The sequence below is a fragment of the Parasphingorhabdus sp. W113 genome (assembly GCF_055693205.1).
This window is the reverse complement of sequence record NZ_CM146328.1, coordinates 3,042,937-3,063,864: the sequence shown is the minus strand read 5'-3', so window position 1 is coordinate 3,063,864 and position 20,928 is coordinate 3,042,937. Positions and strand designations below refer to the sequence as shown.

Sequence of the window (20,928 nt, the reverse complement as noted above, 5' to 3'; positions counted from 1 at the left end):
ACAGGTAAACCTTGCAAACGGTCCTCTCAAAAACAGTAGGCCATGCTGCCAGATTCACTAGTGGAATTTGCCCGGCTTTGCGTTAGCCTGAGCGGTGAAAAGGTAAAGTTCTCAGGAGAAAATAATGGTCGAGACGCTCACAGGTCATAATCGGTCCAACGGTATTGCCTATACCGAGCTGTTGGAAGGCGACAAAGTTCGTGCGCCGGATGTTTATTTTGAAGAGTCTCCGATGGAACCGGGCCTGACCGAAGTCGAAGTCAGTCGCTACTGGACCAAGGAAGAGCATGACCGCGAAGTGGAAATGCTGTGGAAGCGGGTCTGGCAAATGGCCTGCCACAAGGATGACATCAAGGAAGTCGGCGACACGTTTGTCTATGATATTGCCGGGCTGTCCTTCATCATCGTGCGCGTCTCGGAAGACGAGATTAAAGCCTATCCGAACAGCTGCATGCACCGTGGCCGCGCTATTTGCGACAATCACAAAAAGGGCCAGAAGGCGCTGCGCTGCCCGTTCCATGGCTGGTCCTGGGAACTGGATGGCAAGCTCAAGGAAGTGCCCTGCCAATGGGATTTTCCATCCGTCAGCGAAGAAACCCACAGTCTGAAAGCCATTAGCGTCGGCGAATGGGGCGGCTTCGTTTTCATCAACCCCGATCGGGATTGCGAACCGCTGGAGGATTTCCTCGGCGATATTGACCGCCATTTCCAGATCCCGTTCGAGCGGCGTTACAAGGCGGCGCACATGATCAAGCGGCTGCCATGCAACTGGAAAATCGCGCAGGAAGCGTTCATGGAATCCTATCATGTGGTCGGCACTCATCCCGAATTGATGCCGGCTTTCGCCGATGCGAACAGCAAATATGACGTGTGGCACAATATGTCGCGCGCGATGTCAGCGCACGGCGCGCCGAGCCCGCATACCGATCTCGAAAAGCCCGATCCGACCGCTTTCCCGGACCAGAAAGCGTTTCAGAGCTTCATCCATCCGATCAGCAAGCACAAATTCGAGCGGTTGGAGGAAAATCGCGTCAAAGTATCCCTGCCCAACGGCAAGAGCGGTATTTTCGACATGGAGGCCAATTATATCGAAGGCGATCTGAAATCCGCTGATCCGCATATGTGCAACTGGATCGGCGGCAAGATCGCTCCGGAAGAAGAAGATACGCCGATGATCTATACCGACGTTTCGGCTCATGCCTTGCGCGACGAAGCAGCGCAGGCGCGGCGCGAGGAAATGCGGCCGACCTGGGGTGATATGGTCGACAATATCAGTGATGCCGATTTGACCGACGCGATTTTCTACAGCGTCTTTCCGAACATGAGCCCCTGGGCGGATTTTAATCCGATCTTCTACCGCTTTCGCCCCGATGGCGACAATCCCGAGCAGTCGCTTCACGAAGTGATGTTCATGGTCGCCCTGCCGGAGGGCGCCGAGCGTCCGGAACCGGCAAAATGCACCTTTCTCGATCTGCACGACGATTATACCGAGGCGACCGAGTTTGGCAGCTATCTGAACAAGATCTTCAATCAGGACTATCTCAACCACAAGGCGATGCAGAAGGGCGTGAAAAACCAGCCCCATGGCGTGTCGATCTTTGCCAGCTATCAGGAATCGAAGCTGCGCCATTTCCATGAAACACTGGATCTGTGGCTGAACAGCGAAGAGCCGCCCAAAAGTCCCAAGCTGCAAGCTGCGGAATAGCGGCTTGGTTGCCATTCCCGAAGGGTTTGCGCCCGCCACATTCTCGAGTGGTTTTCTCGACGTGGCGGGCCCCTATTTTACCCGCAAGGACGCAGACCATATCGCGGTCGGCATTCGGATCACCAAGGGGCATCTAAATGGTATCGGCGTGGCGCATGGCGGGGTTCTGACGACGCTGGCCGATGTCGCCCTGAGCTATCAGCTATTTGTCAGCGAACGTCCGCGATTGCCGATTGCGACGGTCAATCTCAACACCAATTTCCTGAGCGGTGCCAAGGCCGACGAGTGGGTTGTCGCCCATGCCCATATCGACCGCAAAGGCAAACGCATGGCTTATTGCCACGGTGAAATTGTCACTGGCGATAGGGTATTGATGACGATGACCGGAGTTTTCGCGCTGTTGCGGAAATAGCCGATAGGGCTCGGATTCGGGATGGCGACTACGGCGGAAAATCGTCAGTCGGTCGCGCCCAGATAGCCCAGTTGCCCGGCCTTGAAGATGGTCTGCCCGCGGTTGACGCTGTTGAGTTTCTGGCCGGCGCGGTTGACGTGATAGCGGATGGTCGCGTGGCTGAGCGACAGGATCATGCTGATTTCCTTGTCAGTCTTGCCAATTGCTGCCCAGTGCAGACATTCGGCTTCACGTTTGGAAAGAATGCAATTGGCCGGCATGCGGTGCTTCTTGCGCATCGCCAGAACATAGCCGGTGACAAAGCGGCTGGTCACCAGGGCGAGAAAATCGGAATAGAGCCGATAGGGTTCGCTGAGATCGGACAGATCCTTGTCGGTCGGCGTGAAGCTGACCGCCGCGATCTGGCCGAAGGGGAGGTGAACCGGAATCAGGATCGCGGATTTCGACCCGGCATCATCGGTGTAGAAATCGGTCAGATCAATCTCGTCGAGATAATCATTGTGCCAGTGGCCATGAAATCCGTCGGCATTGCACCAGACCGGTTCGCTTTCATAGCGGCAGGCGCGCGGCAAGGGGGAGCTCAGGGCCAGCCGGGTATCTTCCCACCAACGCTCGCCTTCGGCCACCCATCCGAAGACATCCTTATTGATCAATTCGCCATCGGCGTCGACCATATGGGCTTTGGATGAAATGTCGGCACTGACCGCGATGCGCAGGTCATAGGATTGTGCAATGTCATGGATCGCTTCCGCCGCAGGGCGTATCTCGGCGGCGCTGGTAATCGTGACGCTGTCGATATTCCGGCGAAAGGTCGCCTTGGTAACGTCAGGTATTTCCTCGACAAAATTCTCTGCCATCAAAGCTCGCTCTCTCCTGGGAGGCGTTTACCGCCCCTTTCATTGCGCATGCTTTTCGCGTTGTTTGGTTTTGCAGTCAACCAAACATTACTATTAATAATGACAGGGTCCCGAGGCTTTTGCCCGAAGCGATTATTCTATCGTGCCGATCAGCTCCCCAACCGGATATTCCGCACCGGTCTCCGAAACGATGATTTTCAACGTCCCGGTTGCCGGCGATTCGACTTCCTGAGTCGATTTGTCGTTTTCGAGCGCATAAATGTCCTGACCCTCGGTAACCTGAGCGCCATCGGGAACCAGCCATTCCGCCAGCGTTCCGACTTCCATGCTGAATCCCAATTTCGGTATGCGTATTTCTGTCGCCATATTTACCCCAATAGCTTTCTGATTTCGCGTTCAATATCGTCTTCGCTGAACATCCACGCCTTTTCGATCGTCGGCGAGAACGGCACCGGCGCGTAGCCGGATCCGACGCGACCGACTGGACCGCGCAGGTCAGCGAACAGTTCCTCGTGGATGCGCGATGAAATTTCGGCACCGGTGCCGAAATTCTTGACCGCCTCATGAACCACCACCGCTGCCTTGGTCTTGGCAACGCTCTTCAACACGGTTTCCTCGTCAAACGGCGCAATCGTACGGAGATCGACAATCTCGACCGAAATGCCTTCGCCCGCGAGCTTTTCGGCCACGGCATGGGCCGCACCAACCCCGCGGCTATAGGTAATCACGCTGACATCCGTGCCTTCGCGGGGAACCGAAGCCTTGCCGAGCGGAACAACATGATCCGGCGCGGGCGCGGGCCCCTTGGTGAAATAGGTCGGCGTATTCTCGATGAAGATCACCGGATTGGGATCCATGATCGAAGAATAGAGCAGACCATAGGCATCAGCCGGATTGGACGCCGCAACGACTTTCAGTCCGGGAACATGCGCCAGCCAGGCTTCGAGCATATCACTATGCTGGCCGCCGAGACCGGTGCCTGCGCCGGTTGTGGTGCGGATGGTCAACGGCACACTGGTTTGCCCACCCGACATGAACCGCAGTTTCGCGGCATGATTGACCAATTGGTCCATCGCCACGGTGATGAAATTCATCAGCATGATTTCCGCCACCGGCTTGTAGCCGACCAGAGCGGATCCGACGGCAGCACCGACAATCGCCTGCTCCGAAATCGGTGTTGACCGGACACGGTCGGTGCCAAATTGTTCGGACAGACCGGCGGTTACCTTGAACACGCCGCCACCCTGTTCATCGGCAATATCCTCGCCCATAAGGATGACTTTGGGATCATCGGCCATCGCCTTGGCCATTGCCATGTTACAGGCCTGAGCGAACATGATTTCTGCTGGTTTATCGCTCATGCTGCAATCTCCACGTCGAGGACATCAATGCGATATTCGTCTCCCGGAGGATAATCGCTGTCCATCGCAAATTGGGCGGCTTCTTCAATAATCGCCGCGTTTTTCGCTTCGATCGCGGCAATGTCCGCATCGCTGACCTGAATATCGAGCAATTGCTGGCGCAGGATCGGCATTGGGTCATCTTTCAGTGCCTGTTTCATTTCCGCTTCAGGAATATAGTGACCGGTGTCGCCGAGCAGATGGCCGTGGAAACGGAATGTCATCGCTTCGATCAGCGTCGGTCCGTGGCCGGCGCGGGCATATTCGACCGCTTCCTTGGCCGCCGCATACATTTCGCTGGCGTCATTGCCGTTAACCCGGACCGAGCGCATGCCAAGGCCTTCGCCGCGCTGCTTGATGGTCTCCGAGCTAGTCGCGAATTCCATCGGCGTGTGCTCGCTGTAGAGATTGTTCTGGCACAGGAAGATAACCGGCAATTTCCACACTTGCGCCATGTTGAGGCCTTCATGGAAAGCGCCGATATTGGATGCGCCATCGCCAAAGCAGCAGACCGTAACCTTGCCGTCCTTGTCGAGCTGGCTGGCCAGCGCCAGGCCGTTGGCAATCGGAATGCCTGATCCGACAATACCGGTGGTGACCATCACCCCGGTTTCCGGATGGGTGATGTGCATGGGGCCACCTTTGCCCTTGCAGGTGCCGGTCACCTTGCCGGCAAATTCGGCCCAGAGGTCCTTGGAGGGAATGCCCTTGGCGAGCTGGTCGTGGAGACCGCGATAGATGGTAACGAGATAATCTTCCTGATTGATCGCCGCCATCATTGCCGAGGACACGACTTCCTGGCCGCGGACGGGATAATAGACGATCTGCAATTGTCCGGCGCCGATCATTTTTCGAAACTTGATATCCGACTGCATGATCAGGTCTGCGCGGGTGAAGATATCCACCAGGACATCTTTGTCTGCCATTTCACTATTCGCCAAGTTTCGCTCCTTTTGGTGATCCGCCCTCTACCGGGACTCTCTGTGTCATTTCTTCATAGCGCAGGGGGATGCGCTCGCCACTATTGTTATAGGGAGTGAGCGGCCGTTTACAGAGCCTGCAGATCGAGTTTTTCGGCCTGCGGGACGGTCGACCAGAAATCCGGATCATGGCCATAAAAAATCGTCGCACCGGCGCGGCGCAACTCAGAAAGGGTTTCGAGCGAGCCGCGATACTGGTCGATATTGTAACAGTGATCCGGCAGATGCATGTCATCCAGCGACTGGCGCATATTGCAGCAATCCGCCGCGAGCACCGCGTCGCCGCCGATCGTGCGCACCCGAACCGACTGATGGCCCGGGGTATGGCCAGGCGTCGGGAAGATCACGATACTGCCGTCACCGAACAGATCATGCTCCCCGTTCAGTCGTTTGACCGGCTGGCCGAGATCAAAGTCGATCGCGTCATAGGCCGTGTCTTCCCCGCTGGTTCCAAAATCCCATTCCGGTGTCTGCACCAGAATTGTGGCGTTGGGAAGCATATGATTGCCGCCCGCATGGTCGATATGGAGATGGGAGTTGATGACATAGTCAATCTGCGCGGGATCCAAACCGATCGCTTCAAGGCGGTTGGCGATGGTCTGGTCCGCCGGCATGTCGACAATCTTGCCGAGGCCGCTCTCCAGTCCGACAAACCGGTCGCTAAAGCCCGTATCAAACAGGACTTTGCCCTTAGGATGATCGATCAGGAAAACACAGGCCGGGACCTTGGCCTTGCCCGGCTCTCCGTCGAGAAAGAAGCTCATCGGCAAGGTGATATAGCCGCAGGTAAAGGCGTAGAGCAGCGGCCCGTCGGATGGATGTTGCATGATCGTCTCCTGCTAGTTTGCGACTCGCTGAACGGTTCCCGTTACGGAGTAAATCGTGTGCATCCCCGGTTTCGCCCCGCCACCGATCACTAAGACTTCATCACTATCGGGTGAGTCCGCAACCGCAAAGCCATGGCGTGCAGCGGCAAGCGGCGTACCGGTGGTCCAGGTTAGCGACGCCAGATCAAGAATGTCGTGCCGGTTGATCACATTGCCCCCGGTCAGCGATTCGCCGCCAATGATATGCAGCTCGTTGTCCCGGACAAAAGCGCCATGGCCGCCGCGGCCAATCGGCATGTCGGGCAGCGTTGCCCAGCGGTCTTCGGCAAAGTCATAGGCTTCGATAAGGGCAATCTCGCTGCCCAGCGCAGCGCTCCGGCCGCCAGTGACGTAGAGCGTGCCGGCGGTCACTGCGATCGCATGGGAATGGCGCGCGGTCGGCATCGGGCTGAGCGCGGTCCATGCGCCCGAGGCGAGATCATAGGACCAAAGGCTTGCCAGATCTTCTGACCCATTTTGGCCGCCGATCAAATAGAGTCGCCCATCCCGGTAGAGCATCGCGTGCTGACCGATCGGATGAGGAAGTTGAGCGCGTTCGGTCCAGCGCTGGCTGCCGCGCACCAGCTGGAACAGGCCGGGTGTCTGGTCCTGTTTGAACGGCAGCGCAACATAGCCACCGGATGCGAATATCCGTTGCGGCCCGGCAGCCATCGCGACATGATGCAGCGGGCGGGGCAGGGTGCCGCAGCTATCCCAGCTGGCGGCAGCGCGATCAAAGACTTCACAGCTGTCGAGCACGCGAAACAGGCCGATACCACCGGCTATATAGACTTTGTCCGCGCGCGCAGCGGCGTGAATTTCGGAGCGCGGCTGGTCCATTCCATCGTCCCATCCCTGGGCAACCCGAAAGACATAGATGGAGCCAAGCAGCACAAGGATCATCGCCAGAAGGATAAGAAATATTCTGCGCATCGGCCTGCTATGCCACATCTCAAAGCGAAGGCCATCCCCCTCAGGCTATCAAAGCTGGCAGTTATGTAGCGGCTTGTCCGTGCCCTATCACGACCGCGATCAAGCAATGGAGAAAATGATGACCGACAACAGGCAATGGCTGATTAACGGACGCCCCAAAGGACGTGGGCTGGTTGATGACGACTTCAAGAAAGTGGTCACTGCGGTGCCGGAAACAGCGGAAGGCCATGTTCTGGTCAAGAACGAGATTCTTGGATTTGATCCGGCCCAGAAAGGCTGGATGGAGAATATTGGAGGCTATGTGGCGCCGACCGAAATTGGCGAAGTGATGCGCGGCAGCGGCGTAGGCACGGTGATCGAGTCGCGCCATCCCGGCTTTGAAAAGGGCGACAAGGTGATGGGCATGTTGCGCTGGCAGGACTATGCGCATGTCCCCGGCGGGGAGCTCAACAAGATTCCCGATGACGAACTGCTGTCCGCCAATCTGGGCGCGCTCGGCACGACCGGCATGACCGCCTATTTCGGCCTGCTGAAACATGGCCGTCCCCAGCCCGGGGACACGCTGGTGGTTTCCGGCGCGGCGGGCGCAACCGGTTCGATGGTTGGCCAGATCGGCAAAATTGCCGGCTGCCGGACTATCGGCATCGCGGGCGGCAAGGAAAAATGCGACTGGCTGACCGGCGATGTCGGCTATGACCATGCGATCGACTATAAAAATGAAGATGTCCGCTCCAAGCTGAAAGAGCTGTGCAACCAGTCGATCAATGTCTTTTACGACAATGTCGGTGGCGCGATATTGAACGACGCGCTGGGGCATCTGGCCATGCACGGCCGGGTGGTCATTTGCGGTGGTATTTCGCGCTATGAAAAAGGCGATATGCCAGCCGGGCCGGAAAATTATTTCAACCTGATTTTCAAGCGCGGCACAATGTCCGGCTTTATCGTGCTTGATTATATGAACGAATATCCCGAAGCGCAGAAACGCATGCGCGAATGGATTCGCGAAGGCAAAATCACCTTCAAGGAAGATATTCAGGAAGGGTTTGACAATATTCCCGATACGCTCAAACGCCTTTTTGCTGGTCAGAATTTTGGCAAGCAAATGCTGCGTCTGGACTAAATGGTCCGCATCTGGCGGGCAAATAGGGGAAAGTGCAAATCATTGGCAAAATTTGTCGCTAACTATTTGCGCAGTCCCCGCCGGGGAACGACTGCAATATGACGGTTGGGTTACGAGAGGCATGTTATGAGTGATCTGGATCAATTTCGCGCGGAAGCACGGGCATGGATGGAAGCCAATTGTCCGCCGGAAATGCGCGATGGTGATATCACGGCCGAGAACCAGTGCTGGGGTGGCCGGCTTTGGGAATTCCAGTCCGATGCGCAGAAACAATGGTTCGATGCGGCGGTAGCCAAGGGCTATACCGTGCCGACCTGGCCAAAGGAATATGGCGGCGCAGGGTTGTCGGCCGACGAAGCCAAAATCCTGACCGAAGAGCGTGAACGGATTAATGGCCGCAAACCGTTGAGCAATTTCGGCATATCTATGCTCGGCCCCGCCTTGCTGGCCTATGGAACCCATGAGCAGAAACTCATGCATCTACGCGCCATTGCCCAAGGGGAAATCCGCTGGTGCCAAGGCTATTCGGAACCGGGTGCCGGTTCCGATCTCGCATCGCTCAAGACCAAATGCGAGGACAAGGGCGACCACTGGTTGATCAATGGTCAGAAAATCTGGACATCCAATGCCGATATTTCCGACTGGATATTCTGCCTGGTCCGCACCGATCCGGATGCGCCAAAGCATAAAGGCATCACGTTCATCCTGATCGATATGGCCAGCGAAGGCATTTCGGTGAAGCCGATCGTCCTGATTTCCGGACATTCTCCCTTTTGCGAAACCTTTTTCGACAATGTCAAAGTCCCGAAATCCTATGGCGACGGCAATCTGTCGGTGGTTGGCGAAGTCAATCGCGGCTGGGACGTCGCCAAGAACCTGCTGGTCCATGAACGCGGCATGCTGGGAACAATGTCGCCGCTGAAAGGCGCCAAGGGCCCTGAAAATCTGGGCGGCTACGCAGCCGAGGCAATCGGAGTTGACGCCACCGGCCGGCTGGAAGATCCCGCGCTGCGCCAACGGATTGCCCAGGCCGAGATAGACGATTGGGCCTATACTCTGACAGTCGAACGGATGAACGATGAAGCCAATGCCGGCAACGGGCTGGGGGCGAAATCATCGATGCTGAAATATACTGCATCCGAGCTGACCAAATTGGGCAGCCAGCTGCGCATGGATATCGGCGGCACCGAAGCCGCGGCGATCGGACCGGACGGCATAGAATATGAAAGTCTCGCCAATACATGGCTTTATAACCGGGCCTATTCCATCCTCGGCGGCACCACCGAAGTGCAGCTCAACATCATTTCCAAGCGCGTCTTGGAACTGCCCAGCGCATAGGTCACGCCGATATGTCTCTGATCCTTACCGAAGAACAGGAAATGCTGCAGGATTCCGCCAGCGGGTTTCTCACCGAAAATGCGCCGGTGTCGTCCTTGCGGGCGTTGCGGGACAGCAAGAATCCGGATGGATTTTGCCGTAAGCTCTGGCAGGATATGGCGGATATGGGTTGGGCCGGAATCATTGTCGACGAGGCTTATGGCGGCAGTGATTTTGGCTATGTCGGTGCGGGGGTTCTGGCGGAACAAATGGGCCGCAACCTGACCGCCTCACCGTTTTTCTCCACTGCCGTTTTGGGCGCGACCGCGATCCAGCGTTACGGCACCCAGCAACAGAAGGACCAGTGCCTGGCCGCGATCAGCGTCGGGGAAATCCTGATGGCGCTGGCGGTTGACGAAGGCCCACGGCATCGCCCCGAGCATATCGCCTTTTCGGCCAAGCCGCATGGGAATGGCTATATTTTGTCCGGCGCGAAGACTTTTGTGGCCGACGGGCATGTCGCCGACAAACTGATTATCGCCGCCCGGACATCGGGTGAAACCAGAGATGAGGACGGCATTACGCTGTTTCTGGTCGATGCCGATGCCGCCGCGATCGAGCGCGAACATGTGCCGATGATCGACAGCCGCAATGCCGCCAATATCAAAGTCAATGACCTTGAAGTGACGGGCGATGCAATACTGGGAGAGCTCGACGGCGGATTTGAAGCGCTGGAAGGGATCTTGTCAGCCGGACGCGCGGTGCTCGGCGCCGAGATGTCCGGCGCGTCGCAACAGGTGTTCGATATCACCACCGATTATCTCAAGGAACGGGAACAATTCGGCCAGAAAATCGGCTCTTTTCAGGGCCTTCAGCATCGGGCTGCGCATCTGGCGACAGAAATCGAAATGACCAAATCAGCGGTGCTGAAATCCCTGCAGTTGCTCGATGACGATTTTGAAAGCGCTGCCGCGACCTGTTCGATGGCCAAGGCAAAGTCCGGCATGACCGCGCAGCTCTCGACGCAGGAAGCGATTCAGATGCATGGCGGCATTGGGGTGACCGACGAATATGATGTCGGCCTCTATTTTAAACGGGTTCATGTTGCGCAGCAGATGTTCGGCGATGCCGGCTTTCATGCAGACCGGTTGGCCAAGCGCTCCGGTTATTGACCTGATCGCGCTCCGGTCATTGCGCGCGGTGGGAGATGTTTTCTGGTCCGAAATGCGCCGTCATCTTCGCCACTTTCCCGTCCTCGTCAAATTCGAAGACGTCGATCACTTCCACGACCAGAGTGCTGCCGTCCGCCTGGCCGATTTCGGCGCGAAACGGGAAAGCGGCCGTGCGGGCGCTCAGCCGGACACTGTCGGTCAACGCCACTTTCGCGCCGTTGGAAAAGGCATTGGTGTAAAATTCCAGAATCGCCGCGCCGCGTTTCGGTTCCGTGCCGGCAGGGTCTTCCACCGCGGCATTGTCGGCAAACAGGGCCATGACGGCTTGCATGTCGCCGGCATTGATCGCGGCGAGATAGCGATTGACGGTTTCGCGTAAATGGTCGGCTGTGGGCATGGCTGGGCCTTTCTGTTGCGGGACATAGGGGAGAATAAGCCGAAGCGGTGGCGCTCTGCGTCTGCCGAATTTGATAGGGATCATAGGAGATCGACATGACAGGACGTTTGGCAGGCAAGACGGCAATCATAACCGGCGGCGCGAGCGGGATCGGCGCGGCGATGGTTGCGCGCTTTGCCGAAGAAGGCGCACAAGTGCTCTCGACCGACGTGCAGGTGGCGCTGGGGCAGGACGTTGCCGACGCAGCCGGCGCGACGTTTCTGGAGCAGGATGTTTCCACGGCTGAGGGCTGGGCGACCGTAGTTGGCAAAGCCCAGTCCGACTGGGGGCGCCTGGATATTCTGGTCAACAATGCCGGAATCGTCGCGGCCAAGTCGATCGAGGATATTGATCTGGAAAGCTGGCACCATCTGCTCGGGATCAATCTGACCGGCGTGATGCTGGGGTGCCAGAATGCGATCAAGGCGATGAAACAGAATCCGGGCGGCTCTTCGGGTTCGATTATCAATATCGCATCGACCTCTGCCTTTGCGGCTCTGCCGGGAGATGTGACCTATACCGCGTCCAAAAGCGGTGTTCGTATGTTGACGCGATCCGTGGCGGCGCATTGCGCCCAGCAGGGGCTCAACATCCGGTGCAATAATATCGTGCCGGGCGGCACCCATACCGGGATTATTGATGCGGCCAAGGAATTCGTGCCGGATATTTACGATCGGGTGGCCGCGATGTCGCCGATGAACCGGATGGGGCAGGGCACGGACATTGCCGGTGCGGCGGTCTATCTGGCCAGCGACGATGCCGGCTTTGTGACCGGCAGCGACTTGCTGGTCGATGGCGGCATGCTGGCGGTGCATCCCGGCTACTAGACATTTCCCTAGCCGTTTTGGCAGTTATTGACCGACGGCAATTGGCCTAGTCCTTTGAACCGACAAAAGGAGAGAGCGGATGAGCCCACGGCCGATCGCAGACAATCTGTTTACCGATGATGAGATGACCGCTTTGGTGGGTGCGCGGAACACCGAAACCGGGCAGATATTCTTCCCGTTGCCCCTGACGCCAAGCGATCATATCGAGCCGATAGCGCTGGCGACGCGGGGCACGGTGTGGACGTATACCGTGCAGCGCTTCCCGCCGAAAACGCCTTATGCGGGACCGGCTGATCCGATGAATTTCAAGCCCTATGTGGTGGCCTATGTGTCGCTGCCCGGCCAGACCATGGTGGAATCGCGCCTGACCGGCGTGGAACCGGAAGATGTCAAAATCGGCATGGAAGTCGAGCTGACCGCGATCCCGCTCGACCCGGACGCGCCGGCTGACGAGCAAGTTATGATCCACGCTTTCAAGCCGGTCTGACCGACCCGGAAGCTGTTTGAGGAGATGTTGAGATGAGCGATGTATGTATTGTCGGCGCCGGAATTCATCCGTTTGGCCGGACCGAGGGCCGCGACGGCATGGACCAGGGCATTTATGCGGTGAAACAGGCCCTGGCCGATACCGGCATCGCCTGGGAAGATGTCGAATTTGCCTTTGGTGGTTCAAGCGCCTCCGGCAATGCCGACAATATGGTATCGCAGCTTGGGCTGACCGGTATCCAGTTTATCAATGTGTCCAACGGCTGCGCAACGGGCGGCTCTTCGCTCAATGCCGCGGCCAGTGCGATCAAATCGGGCGAATATGAACTTGGCATGGCGGTTGGTTTTGACAAGCATCCGCGCGGGGCGTTCAACGCCGATCCGGCGGCTTACGGCCTGCCCAACTGGTATGGCGAAGCGGGCTATATGCTGACCACGCAGTTTTTCGGCGCCAAGATCATGCGCTATTTACACGAAAATGGTCTCAGCGTCGAAGCGCTCGGCCGAGTGGCAGAAAAAGCGTTCCGCAACGGCGCCAAGACCGACCATGCCTGGCGGCGCAGCGAGGTCGATCTCGAGACCATCATGAACGCGCCGATGATCAGCGACCCGCTTAACAAATATATGTTCTGCTCTCCGGCCGAAGGCGCGGTTGCGCTGATTCTGGCGAGCGAGAAAAAAGCCAAGGAACTGGGCGGGCCGATTATCCGTCTGAAAACCTCGGTCATGCGCACGCGTCCGCCCGGTTCGTTCGAGGTGTTCGCCGCATCAATTGACAATGAACGCGGGGGCACGGCGACCGAGCTGGCGGCAAAAGCGGCCTTCGAGCAAGCCGGTTTGGGGCCGGAAGATATCGATGTCGCGCAGCTGCAGGATACCGAAGCCGGGGCCGAGATCATGCATATGGCCGAGAACGGCTTCTGCCCCCATGGCGACCAGGAGCAATGGTTGATCGAAGGCCGGACCGAAATCACCGGAGAACTCCCGGTCAACACCGATGGTGGTTGTCTTGCCTGCGGAGAGCCGATCGGCGCCTCGGGCCTGCGGCAGGTCTACGAAAATGTTGTCCAGCTCCGCGGCACCGCTGGTGAACGCCAGGTTCCGGGTGATCCCAAGACGGGCTATACGCAGGTCTATGGGGCGCCGGGCGTGTCGGCCGTGACGATATTGCAGCGGTAGATTTTTCTGTTTCCATCGTCCCGAACTTGTTTCAGGAACTGAGGGGGCTAGTTTCAAACGCCCGAGATGCTGAAACAGGTTCAGCATGACGCATAATCATTGATCAAGGAAGACCGTTGAACCACGAAATTAGTGCCGAAGCCCGCGAAATCGCGACCAATGTCGAAACGTTTGTCCGCGAGAAAATCTTCGCTTTTGAATCCGACCCGCGCTGTGAGGATCACGGCCCGACCGATGAACTGGTCCAGGAAATGCGCGCGCTGGCCCGGGAAGCCGGGGTGCTGACCCCGCATATTCGCGAAGATGGCAGCCATTTGACGCATCTCGAGACGGCGCTGGTTCTGCGTAAGTCCGGATTGTCTCCGCTCGGCCCGCTGGCGGTCAATACTTTCGCGCCGGATGAGGGCAATATGTATTTGCTCGGCAAATGCGCTTCGCCGGAACAGCAGGAGCGCTTTCTGGCGCCGCTGGTCGACGGGAGCGCGCGCTCGGCTTTTTCATGACCGAACCGGCCAGCGAAAATGGCGCGGGATCGGATCCCAGCATGATGCTGACCACTGCGAAACCGGACGGCAATCACTGGGTGATCAACGGCCGCAAGACCTTCATCACCGGGGCCAAGGGCGCCAAGGTCGGGATCATCATGGCGAAGTCCGAAGATGGCGCCTGCATGTTCCTTGTCGACCTGCCCGATCCGGCAATCACGATCGAACGCGTGCTCGATACCATCGACAGCTCGATGCCGGGCAGCCATTCGGTGGTCAATATCGACAATCTGCGGGTGCCGGCGGATCAGATGCTCGGCGTCAGCGGAGAAGGCTTTAAATATGCCCAGGTTCGGCTGGCACCGGCACGGCTGACTCACTGCATGCGCTGGCTGGGATGCTGCGATCGCGCGCAGGAAATTGCCAGTGATTATGCCTGCCGGCGGCAGGCCTTTGGCAAGCCGCTGGTGGATCACGAGGGTGTCGGTTTCATGCTGGCGGAAAACCAGATTGATCTGAAACAGGCGGAACTGATGATCGACTGGTGCGCCAAGGTGCTCGACACTGGCGATCTGGGTACGACCGAAAGCTCGATGGCCAAGGTGGCGGTGTCCGAGGCCTTGTTCCGGATCGCCGATAATTGTGTTCAGGTGATGGGCGGCACCGGCCTCAGCCGGGATACGGTGGTTGAACAGGTTTTCCGCGAGGTCCGGGCGTTCCGCGTCTATGACGGCCCGACTGAAGTGCATAAATGGTCGCTCGCCAAGAAAATTAAGAAGGCCCACCGCATTGCAAATGAAGGATAGACCATGACCAAGAACCGCAAATTTACCCTTGTCAGCCGCCCCCAGGGGGAGCCCAGGGAGAGTGACTTCGCGCTGGTTGAAGAAGATCTGCCGGAATTGGATGATGGCGCTTTTCTGGTCCGCAATCATTATATTTCGCTCGACCCTGCACAGCGCGGCTGGATGAGTGATGCCGAGAGCTATATGCCGCCGATTGCCTTGGGTGCAGCGGTGACGGCCAGCGCCGTAGGCCGGGTTCATGCCTCGAAAAATCCCGACTTTCCTGAAGGCCAATGGGTTGTCGGTCTCGCGGCGATGGAGGAATATTCGGTGGTTCAGGCCGGCGGCTTTACCGCACCGGTGGATGCATCGCTGGTGCCCTCGCCGACCAATTTCCTGTCGGTTCTGGGTGCGGTCGGCATGACCGCCTATTTTGGCATGATCGATGATGGAAAACCCAAAGAGGGTGAGACCTTACTGGTCACCGGCGCGGCAGGCGCTGTTGGGTCGCTGGTTGGCCAGATTGGCAAGATCAAGGGGTGCCGGGTCGTCGGTATTGCCGGCGGCGCGGACAAATGCGCAAAGCTGGTTGACGACTATGGCTTCGACGCGGCGGTTGATTATCGCGGCAAGAACCAGGCGCAGCTCGAGGCAGAAATCGCTACCGCCGCGCCGGATGGCGTCGACCTGATCTGGGAAAATGTTGGCGGCGAAATCATGGATGCCGGCATTGCGTCGATCAACGAATATGGGCGAATGGTGCTGTGCGGTCTGATCAGCGAATATAACAGTCCTGAGCCCATCGGTACCCGCAATCTGTGGTATCTCATCTCGCGTCAGGCGACGATCAAGGGCTTTCTGGTGCGGGATTATCCACCGCGCTTTCCCGAGGGCATTGCGCAAATGGGGCAATGGCTGGCCGAGGGCAAGCTCAAGCACGAAGAGGATATCGACAAGGGTATCGAAAACAGCTTCGCCGCATTCATGAAACTGTTTTCGGGCGGCAATCAGGGCAAGATGATCCTCGACGTTTCGCCTGATGCCTGACGTTTCAGTGCTTTGAACAAGGAGATTGATATGGCTGATAGCAAACAATTGGTGCTCGATTTTATCGATGCCTGGAACCGTCTCGACTATGATGCGATCTATGCCGCGATGAGCGACGATATCTTCTATCACAATATCCCGATGGAACCCTGTGTCGGCATTGCTGCGGTGCGGGCCTTTTTCGACGGCTCCGGCATGGGGTCGGACGGCGCGGAGTGGATTGTGCACCATATTGCGGCGGATGGCGACACCGTGCTGACCGAGCGCACCGACAAGTTCCGGATCAACGGCAAATGGATTGCCATCCGGGTGATGGGCACGTTTGAAATGGAAAATGGCAAAATTGCCAAATGGCGTGACTATTTTGATCTCGCCGAATTTCAGACCCAGATGGCGTCGGTGATGGGCGCCGGTGGCGCCTGATCACAGTTGCGGTTGGTACAGGGTTCCGTTTTCAACCGGATATTCGCCGGCAGTCATGAAGCGGGACGCGTCACTCGCAAGATAGACGCAAAGTTCCGCCACATCTTTCGGGTGACCGAGATCGCCGAGCGGGATCATTCCGGTTTCCGGTGTTTCCGCCCCTTCCGCCCCGACCGCTTCCTGGCGCACCATGGGTGTGTCGATGCCAGAAGGATGGAGACTGTTGCAGCGGATCGGATAATTTTGTTCCTTGCAATGCAATGCGATCGACTTGGTCATCGACCGCACGCCGCCTTTCGCCGCCGCATAGGATAGAAACGGCGAATAGCCCTGCAGTGCGGCCATCGAGCTCATATTTATGATGGCACAGGGTTCGGTCTGCGTTTTCATCGATCGCACGGCTTCCCGGCACCCCAGAAACACGCCCTCCAGCATGATCGCATTGGTTTTGCGAAATTGCTCGAGGGTACAATCTTCAATTGTTGCCGGAATGACCAGGCCGGCATTGTTGACGAGGATATGCGGCGTGCCAAAATGACGGGTCGTCTCGGCAAATACCTCCTGCCAGCGGGATTCGTCGACCACATCCTGATGCATCGCGGTGGCCGATTGACCAATATTTTGGGCCACGGCTTCCGCCTTTGCGCTGTCTATGTCGGTCAGGACAACCCTGGCGCCTTCCTGTGCAAATGTTTCGCTGATTGCCTTGCCCAGGCCCGAAGCGGCTCCCGTGACGACTGCGATTTTCCCGTTCAGACGGCCCATTTCCATTCCTCTCAACATTATTCTTCAGCGATCATAAACTCCCAGAGTCCCGTCTATAGCAATGCTTATTATCGCTAGCATGCCATCCCGATTTTACAGCGTTCACGACCATATGTTGCGCGAATATCACAGTTTCGCATATTTGCTATCAAATTGGCTAGCAGAGCGACGCCAAACTCCTGCTTAAGATGAAGTTATACGAAAAGCGGGAAAACCGCTGAGAGTTTAGGATTGGCCCGGTGGTTACCATCGCGCTATTTTGGGAGAGAAGCATGTCTAATTCATCGTCACGTACAAACAAAAGCGTTGCTCAATTGTCGATGCGCGGTTTGCTGTTGGGATCAGCGGCCAGCTTGGCATTCATGGGCGCAGCATCGCCAGCGCTCGCGCAGGACGCTGCGGAAGAGGATGACAGCAATGTCATTACCGTGATCGCGCGGAAGCAGACGGAAACCTTGCAGGAAGTACCGGTCACGGTCACAGCCATTGGGGGTGAGACGCTTGAAAATTTCCAGGTGAACGAGATTGCCGACGTGGTGAGCCGCGTTCCGGCTCTGAACGTGCAAGTGGGCGGTTCCGGTTCGGGCGGTCAGATCAGTTTGCGCGGGGTTGGCTCTTCCAACATTTCCGCTTCGTTTGACTCTGCGGTCGCGTTTGACTTTGACGGCGTGCAGGTCAGCACCATGCGCCTGGTTCAAGCCGGATTTTTCGATGTCGAGCAAATTGACGTTCTGAAAGGGCCGCAATCGCTGTTCTTCGGGAAAAGTGCCTCGGCCGGTGTTTTTGCTATCCGTTCCGCCAACCCGACCCCGGATTGGGAAGTTGGCGTGAAGGCCTCCCAGGAATTTGAGGAAAATGGCACGACGGTCAGCGGTTATGTATCGGGCCCGATTTCCGATGCTCTGGGCATCCGGGTGGCGGCGCAGTTCAACAATATCGAAGATTATGTTGACCTGGCGCCGGGCACCGCAGCGTTTAATCCCAACGGATCGCGCCGGACAAGCCGCGGATTGCAGAATTTTGTCAGCCGCGTGACCTTCCAATGGGATCCGTTTGACAATTTCAGCGCCAATCTGAAACTCAATTATACCAAGAACGAGAATGATGGCGCGATTGCCCATTCGGATATTAACTGTGGCCCCAATGGCGTCGCGGATTCTATCTTCCTGCTGGGCGGCGGTGTGGTCATCCCGTCCAATGCGGATTGTAATGACACCGATGGTCTCTATCACCATACCGATGCTGCCGCAGCCTTGCGGTCGGGTGTTCCGGATGGTTCCGCCGGACAGGGACGCTTCGAAAACGGTATTCCGTTCGGTGAGACCGACATTTTCTTTGGCCGGTTGAAATGGGATCTTGATGTATCCGATACACTGACCCTGACGTCGGTATCCGGCTATCTTAATCTCGATGCTGTCGACACGGACTGTTACGGCTATGTCGGTCAGTTTGGCAATGTGCCGGCCGGTGTCGGGTGTAGTGATCCGCGGAACCGGACAGAGCAGTTTACCCAGGAATTCCGGATTGCCAGCGACTATGATGGCATGTTCAACTTCATGCTTGGTGGTTTCTACGAGAGCCGTGAAATTGATTTCGATACATCACAACAGGGTGTGAATATCTCTTTTCTCGGACCTGATCCGATCACGGGCAACACCTATGACTGGTTCAAGAAGCACAATACCAAGACCGAGGCGATATCCTTCTTTGGTAGTGTGACGCTGGATCTGACCGAGCAACTCGAATTGTCGGGCGGTGTGCGTTGGACCGACGAGAAAAAGGTCAACACCATTACCGTGCCTTATGTCCACGCCTTCCTGGCGGCGGGTCCGGCCTTTATCGACAGCGGCTTCTTCTCTGGACCGATCCGGTTCAGCGACAGCAACTTCTCTCCGGAAGTGTCGCTTAAATATCAGGCGACTGATGACATCAATATCTATGCAGCCTTCAAAACCGGCTTCAAGTCAGGTGGCATTGACAATAGTGCGTTGCCATCGTCCAGTCTGCTAGGCTTTGACGATCCCGATCCGGCAGTGCGTCAGGCAACCGCTGATGCGCTGATCTATCAGTCGGAAACCGGCCTCGGCGGTGAAGTCGGTGTGAAAGCACAGTTTGCTGATCGTTCGATCACACTGAACACTTCTGTATTCTACTATGTGTTCGATGATCTTCAGGTGCAGAATTTCGATGCAACGACCATTCAGTTCCAGACCTTTAACGCTAGTCAGCTGACCAGCCAGGGTGTGGATGTGGAATGGGCCTGGCGGACGCCGGTTGAAGGCTTGAGCCTGTCTGGCGCCTTGGCTTATACCGATGCCGAATTTTCCGCACCATTTGTGACAACATCGGGCGAGGACATTGACGGCCGGGCCGCTGCACGGGCTCCGAAATTTGCTGCCAATGCCGCGTTCGACTGGATGATTCCGCTGAGCGATGATTTCGAGTTCGGAATTAACGGCAATGTCCAATATAGCGGATCCTATTTCACCAACGAAGATTCGCTGACCGATTTGCGGCAGGACAGCTATGTTTCGATCGACGGCTCGATTTCTGTCGGGGATCCGGATGGGGCATGGAAATTGTCCTTGGTCGGCGTGAACCTGACCGATGAAATCTGGATCAACACCAGCGGCGGCCGTCCGTTCCTGCAGCCCGGCGTTGGTGATGACCTGGTGGTCACACAGAACCGCGGCCGTCAGGTCTTCGTGGAAGCCAGCTTCAAGTTCTGATCAACCTCCCGTTGATCAATTCGAGGGCCGGACCAGTACCGCTGGTTCGGCCCTCTGTTTTTGCGTGGAATCGTCTCAACAAAACGCCGAAAGATAGCCATATTGAGAGTGGCGCCAAGCGGCATGATCCGTACCTTGGGACGCAATAGAGATAATTGAAAAGGAGCAGGATATGGGACGTTTGGAAGGCAAAAAGGCAGTGGTGCTCGGTGCGGCTGGTCAAGGCAATATGGGACAGGTGATCGCGCAGCGCCTCCGCGACGAAGGTTCTGACGTGCTGGTTGCCGGTCGCAAGGAAGACGAGTTAAAACGCTTTTCCGGCGAGCTGGGCGGTCATTATGCGCTCTGTGATCTGACCAAAGAAGCCGATATTACCGCCTTGGCCGATACGGCGGTCAGCAAGATGGGCGGAGTCGACATCGCCGTCAATGCAACCGGTCTCGGGTTTCTCAAGCCCTTTCTGGAGAATACCAAGGAAGAGCTCGACATGATGACCGCGCTGCAGTTTACCGGGCCATTCCAGTTTTATCAGGCAATGATCAAGGCGATGAGCGACACCGATCCGCAGGGCGGTTCGCTGATCCAGATCAGTTCCGCGACCGCGACGGTCATGCTGAATGACCATGCCGCCTATATGGGGACCAAGGCCGGCACTGACCATGTGATCCGCTGTGTCGCGCACGAATTTGGCGACCGTAATATCCGGGCGAACAGCATCTCACCCGGCCTGACGCGCACGCCAATGACCGCTGGCGTCGACCAGGTGCCCGGTCTGGTGGAATCGTTTGAAGCGCGCTATCCGCTTGGTCGGATCGGCACCAGCGAAGACATTGCCGCAGCAACGGTCTTTCTCGCCAGCGACGAATGTTTCATGACCGGCGAAAATCTGCAGGTAAATGGCGGGCTATGCCTGCGCGGCAATCCGACCCGCAAAGATCAGGAACTGATGATGGGCGCGATTGCTGCGGCTTCCTGAGCCGTTCAGATTGACGAAGTTGCGCAGG

At 57.2% G+C, this 20,928-nt stretch carries 20 protein-coding genes and 1 pseudogene; 13 read left to right on the top strand and 8 right to left on the bottom strand.

Translation table 11 applies throughout. From position 1 onward, the window contains the following. Positions 1–124: 124 nt before the first annotated feature. Entirely contained in the window at positions 125–1,705 is a 1,581-nt protein-coding gene (locus ACZ1GS_RS14795) for an aromatic ring-hydroxylating oxygenase subunit alpha (RefSeq protein ID WP_472695934.1), read from the top strand. Between the two features lie 4 nt (positions 1,706–1,709). Then, positions 1,710–2,117, top strand: coding sequence for a PaaI family thioesterase (locus ACZ1GS_RS14790; RefSeq protein ID WP_472695933.1), 408 nt, complete (start codon positions 1,710–1,712; stop codon positions 2,115–2,117). Between the two features lie 44 nt (positions 2,118–2,161). Here the strand turns inward: ACZ1GS_RS14790 and ACZ1GS_RS14785 are convergent, their stop codons facing one another. From ACZ1GS_RS14785 to ACZ1GS_RS14760, 6 genes are all read right to left on the bottom strand, one after another. Continuing rightward, on the bottom strand, positions 2,162–2,974 hold the full coding sequence (locus ACZ1GS_RS14785; protein ID WP_472695932.1) for a helix-turn-helix domain-containing protein: 813 nt from the start codon (positions 2,972–2,974) through the stop codon (positions 2,162–2,164). A gap of 132 nt (positions 2,975–3,106) precedes the next feature. After that, positions 3,107–3,340, bottom strand: coding sequence for a biotin/lipoyl-containing protein (locus tag ACZ1GS_RS14780; RefSeq protein WP_472695931.1), 234 nt, complete (start codon positions 3,338–3,340; stop codon positions 3,107–3,109). 2 nt (positions 3,341–3,342) lie between these two features. Continuing rightward, positions 3,343–4,335, bottom strand: coding sequence for an alpha-ketoacid dehydrogenase subunit beta (locus ACZ1GS_RS14775; RefSeq protein ID WP_472695930.1), 993 nt, complete (start codon positions 4,333–4,335; stop codon positions 3,343–3,345). Then, the gene (locus tag ACZ1GS_RS14770) at positions 4,332–5,315 is read right to left on the bottom strand and encodes a thiamine pyrophosphate-dependent dehydrogenase E1 component subunit alpha (protein ID WP_472695929.1); all 984 of its coding nucleotides are present in this window, start codon (positions 5,313–5,315) and stop codon (positions 4,332–4,334) included. The genes ACZ1GS_RS14775 and ACZ1GS_RS14770 overlap by 4 nt, the downstream gene beginning before the upstream one ends. Before the next feature lie 107 nt (positions 5,316–5,422). Then, positions 5,423–6,181: an N-acyl homoserine lactonase family protein gene (locus ACZ1GS_RS14765; RefSeq protein ID WP_472695928.1), complete on the bottom strand. Its 759-nt coding sequence runs from the start codon at positions 6,179–6,181 to the stop codon at positions 5,423–5,425. 12 nt (positions 6,182–6,193) lie between these two features. Next, positions 6,194–7,153, bottom strand: a complete 960-nt coding sequence (locus ACZ1GS_RS14760) for a Kelch repeat-containing protein (protein WP_472695927.1) — start codon at positions 7,151–7,153, stop codon at positions 6,194–6,196. Positions 7,154–7,268: 115 nt separating this feature from the next. Here ACZ1GS_RS14760 and ACZ1GS_RS14755 point away from each other — a divergent pair, with 115 nt between their 5' ends. From ACZ1GS_RS14755 to ACZ1GS_RS14745, 3 genes are all read left to right on the top strand, one after another. Next, positions 7,269–8,273 (top strand): NADP-dependent oxidoreductase, encoded by a 1,005-nt coding sequence (locus ACZ1GS_RS14755; RefSeq protein WP_472695926.1) that lies wholly within the window; start codon positions 7,269–7,271, stop codon positions 8,271–8,273. Between the two features lie 126 nt (positions 8,274–8,399). Continuing rightward, positions 8,400–9,611, top strand: coding sequence for an acyl-CoA dehydrogenase family protein (locus ACZ1GS_RS14750; protein WP_472695925.1), 1,212 nt, complete (start codon positions 8,400–8,402; stop codon positions 9,609–9,611). 11 nt (positions 9,612–9,622) lie between these two features. Further along, on the top strand, positions 9,623–10,762 hold the full coding sequence (locus ACZ1GS_RS14745) for an acyl-CoA dehydrogenase family protein (RefSeq protein ID WP_472695924.1): 1,140 nt from the start codon (positions 9,623–9,625) through the stop codon (positions 10,760–10,762). Between the two features lie 16 nt (positions 10,763–10,778). Here the strand turns inward: ACZ1GS_RS14745 and ACZ1GS_RS14740 are convergent, their stop codons facing one another. Next, positions 10,779–11,159 (bottom strand): nuclear transport factor 2 family protein, encoded by a 381-nt coding sequence (locus ACZ1GS_RS14740; protein WP_472695923.1) that lies wholly within the window; start codon positions 11,157–11,159, stop codon positions 10,779–10,781. Between the two features lie 95 nt (positions 11,160–11,254). On the opposite strand from ACZ1GS_RS14740, the gene ACZ1GS_RS14735 reads away from it, so the two are divergent. The 6 genes and pseudogenes from ACZ1GS_RS14735 (at position 11,255) to ACZ1GS_RS14710 (ending at position 16,430) form a co-directional block, all read left to right on the top strand. Next, positions 11,255–12,025 carry an SDR family NAD(P)-dependent oxidoreductase gene (locus ACZ1GS_RS14735; protein WP_472695922.1) on the top strand — a complete coding sequence of 257 codons (771 nt, stop codon included), beginning with the start codon at positions 11,255–11,257 and terminating at the stop codon, positions 12,023–12,025. Between the two features lie 79 nt (positions 12,026–12,104). Continuing rightward, the gene (locus tag ACZ1GS_RS14730) at positions 12,105–12,512 is read left to right on the top strand and encodes a Zn-ribbon domain-containing OB-fold protein (protein WP_472695921.1); all 408 of its coding nucleotides are present in this window, start codon (positions 12,105–12,107) and stop codon (positions 12,510–12,512) included. Positions 12,513–12,544: 32 nt separating this feature from the next. Next, positions 12,545–13,690, top strand: coding sequence for a thiolase family protein (locus ACZ1GS_RS14725; protein WP_472695920.1), 1,146 nt, complete (start codon positions 12,545–12,547; stop codon positions 13,688–13,690). A gap of 116 nt (positions 13,691–13,806) precedes the next feature. Continuing rightward, positions 13,807–14,981: pseudogene (locus ACZ1GS_RS14720) on the top strand (acyl-CoA dehydrogenase family protein). A 3-nt stretch (positions 14,982–14,984) separates the two neighbouring features. After that, positions 14,985–16,007 carry an NADP-dependent oxidoreductase gene (locus tag ACZ1GS_RS14715; protein ID WP_472695919.1) on the top strand — a complete coding sequence of 341 codons (1,023 nt, stop codon included), beginning with the start codon at positions 14,985–14,987 and terminating at the stop codon, positions 16,005–16,007. A 30-nt stretch (positions 16,008–16,037) separates the two neighbouring features. Then, the gene (locus ACZ1GS_RS14710; RefSeq protein ID WP_472695918.1) at positions 16,038–16,430 is read left to right on the top strand and encodes a limonene-1,2-epoxide hydrolase family protein; all 393 of its coding nucleotides are present in this window, start codon (positions 16,038–16,040) and stop codon (positions 16,428–16,430) included. Here ACZ1GS_RS14710 and ACZ1GS_RS14705 read toward each other — a convergent pair whose 3' ends face one another. Next, positions 16,431–17,195, bottom strand: a complete 765-nt coding sequence (locus tag ACZ1GS_RS14705; RefSeq protein ID WP_472695917.1) for an SDR family oxidoreductase — start codon at positions 17,193–17,195, stop codon at positions 16,431–16,433. It lies immediately after the preceding gene. A 272-nt stretch (positions 17,196–17,467) separates the two neighbouring features. Between ACZ1GS_RS14705 and ACZ1GS_RS14700 the strand changes: the two genes are divergently transcribed. Together ACZ1GS_RS14700 and ACZ1GS_RS14695 are read left to right on the top strand one after the other, a co-directional pair. Continuing rightward, positions 17,468–19,924 carry a TonB-dependent receptor gene (locus tag ACZ1GS_RS14700; protein WP_472695916.1) on the top strand — a complete coding sequence of 819 codons (2,457 nt, stop codon included), beginning with the start codon at positions 17,468–17,470 and terminating at the stop codon, positions 19,922–19,924. A 172-nt stretch (positions 19,925–20,096) separates the two neighbouring features. After that, on the top strand, positions 20,097–20,900 hold the full coding sequence (locus tag ACZ1GS_RS14695) for an SDR family oxidoreductase (protein WP_472695915.1): 804 nt from the start codon (positions 20,097–20,099) through the stop codon (positions 20,898–20,900). The last annotated feature ends 28 nt before the right edge of the window (positions 20,901–20,928 follow it).

Excerpts from the sequence above, each read along its gene's own strand:
- ACZ1GS_RS14795 (WP_472695934.1), top strand. The coding sequence starts at position 125 with ATGGTCGAGACGCTCACAGGTCATAATCGGTCCAACGGTATTGCCTAT.
- ACZ1GS_RS14785 (WP_472695932.1), bottom strand. The coding sequence starts at position 2,974 with ATGGCAGAGAATTTTGTCGAGGAAATACCTGACGTTACCAAGGCGACC.
- ACZ1GS_RS14780 (WP_472695931.1), bottom strand. The coding sequence starts at position 3,340 with ATGGCGACAGAAATACGCATACCGAAATTGGGATTCAGCATGGAAGTC.
- ACZ1GS_RS14775 (WP_472695930.1), bottom strand. The coding sequence starts at position 4,335 with ATGAGCGATAAACCAGCAGAAATCATGTTCGCTCAGGCCTGTAACATG.
- ACZ1GS_RS14765 (WP_472695928.1), bottom strand. The coding sequence starts at position 6,181 with ATGCAACATCCATCCGACGGGCCGCTGCTCTACGCCTTTACCTGCGGC.
- ACZ1GS_RS14760 (WP_472695927.1), bottom strand. The coding sequence starts at position 7,153 with ATGCGCAGAATATTTCTTATCCTTCTGGCGATGATCCTTGTGCTGCTT.
- ACZ1GS_RS14755 (WP_472695926.1), top strand. The coding sequence starts at position 7,269 with ATGATGACCGACAACAGGCAATGGCTGATTAACGGACGCCCCAAAGGA.
- ACZ1GS_RS14750 (WP_472695925.1), top strand. The coding sequence starts at position 8,400 with ATGAGTGATCTGGATCAATTTCGCGCGGAAGCACGGGCATGGATGGAA.
- ACZ1GS_RS14745 (WP_472695924.1), top strand. The coding sequence starts at position 9,623 with ATGTCTCTGATCCTTACCGAAGAACAGGAAATGCTGCAGGATTCCGCC.
- ACZ1GS_RS14740 (WP_472695923.1), bottom strand. The coding sequence starts at position 11,159 with ATGCCCACAGCCGACCATTTACGCGAAACCGTCAATCGCTATCTCGCC.
- ACZ1GS_RS14735 (WP_472695922.1), top strand. The coding sequence starts at position 11,255 with ATGACAGGACGTTTGGCAGGCAAGACGGCAATCATAACCGGCGGCGCG.
- ACZ1GS_RS14730 (WP_472695921.1), top strand. The coding sequence starts at position 12,105 with ATGAGCCCACGGCCGATCGCAGACAATCTGTTTACCGATGATGAGATG.
- ACZ1GS_RS14725 (WP_472695920.1), top strand. The coding sequence starts at position 12,545 with ATGAGCGATGTATGTATTGTCGGCGCCGGAATTCATCCGTTTGGCCGG.
- ACZ1GS_RS14715 (WP_472695919.1), top strand. The coding sequence starts at position 14,985 with ATGACCAAGAACCGCAAATTTACCCTTGTCAGCCGCCCCCAGGGGGAG.
- ACZ1GS_RS14710 (WP_472695918.1), top strand. The coding sequence starts at position 16,038 with ATGGCTGATAGCAAACAATTGGTGCTCGATTTTATCGATGCCTGGAAC.
- ACZ1GS_RS14705 (WP_472695917.1), bottom strand. The coding sequence starts at position 17,195 with ATGGGCCGTCTGAACGGGAAAATCGCAGTCGTCACGGGAGCCGCTTCG.
- ACZ1GS_RS14700 (WP_472695916.1), top strand. The coding sequence starts at position 17,468 with ATGTCTAATTCATCGTCACGTACAAACAAAAGCGTTGCTCAATTGTCG.
- ACZ1GS_RS14695 (WP_472695915.1), top strand. The coding sequence starts at position 20,097 with ATGGGACGTTTGGAAGGCAAAAAGGCAGTGGTGCTCGGTGCGGCTGGT.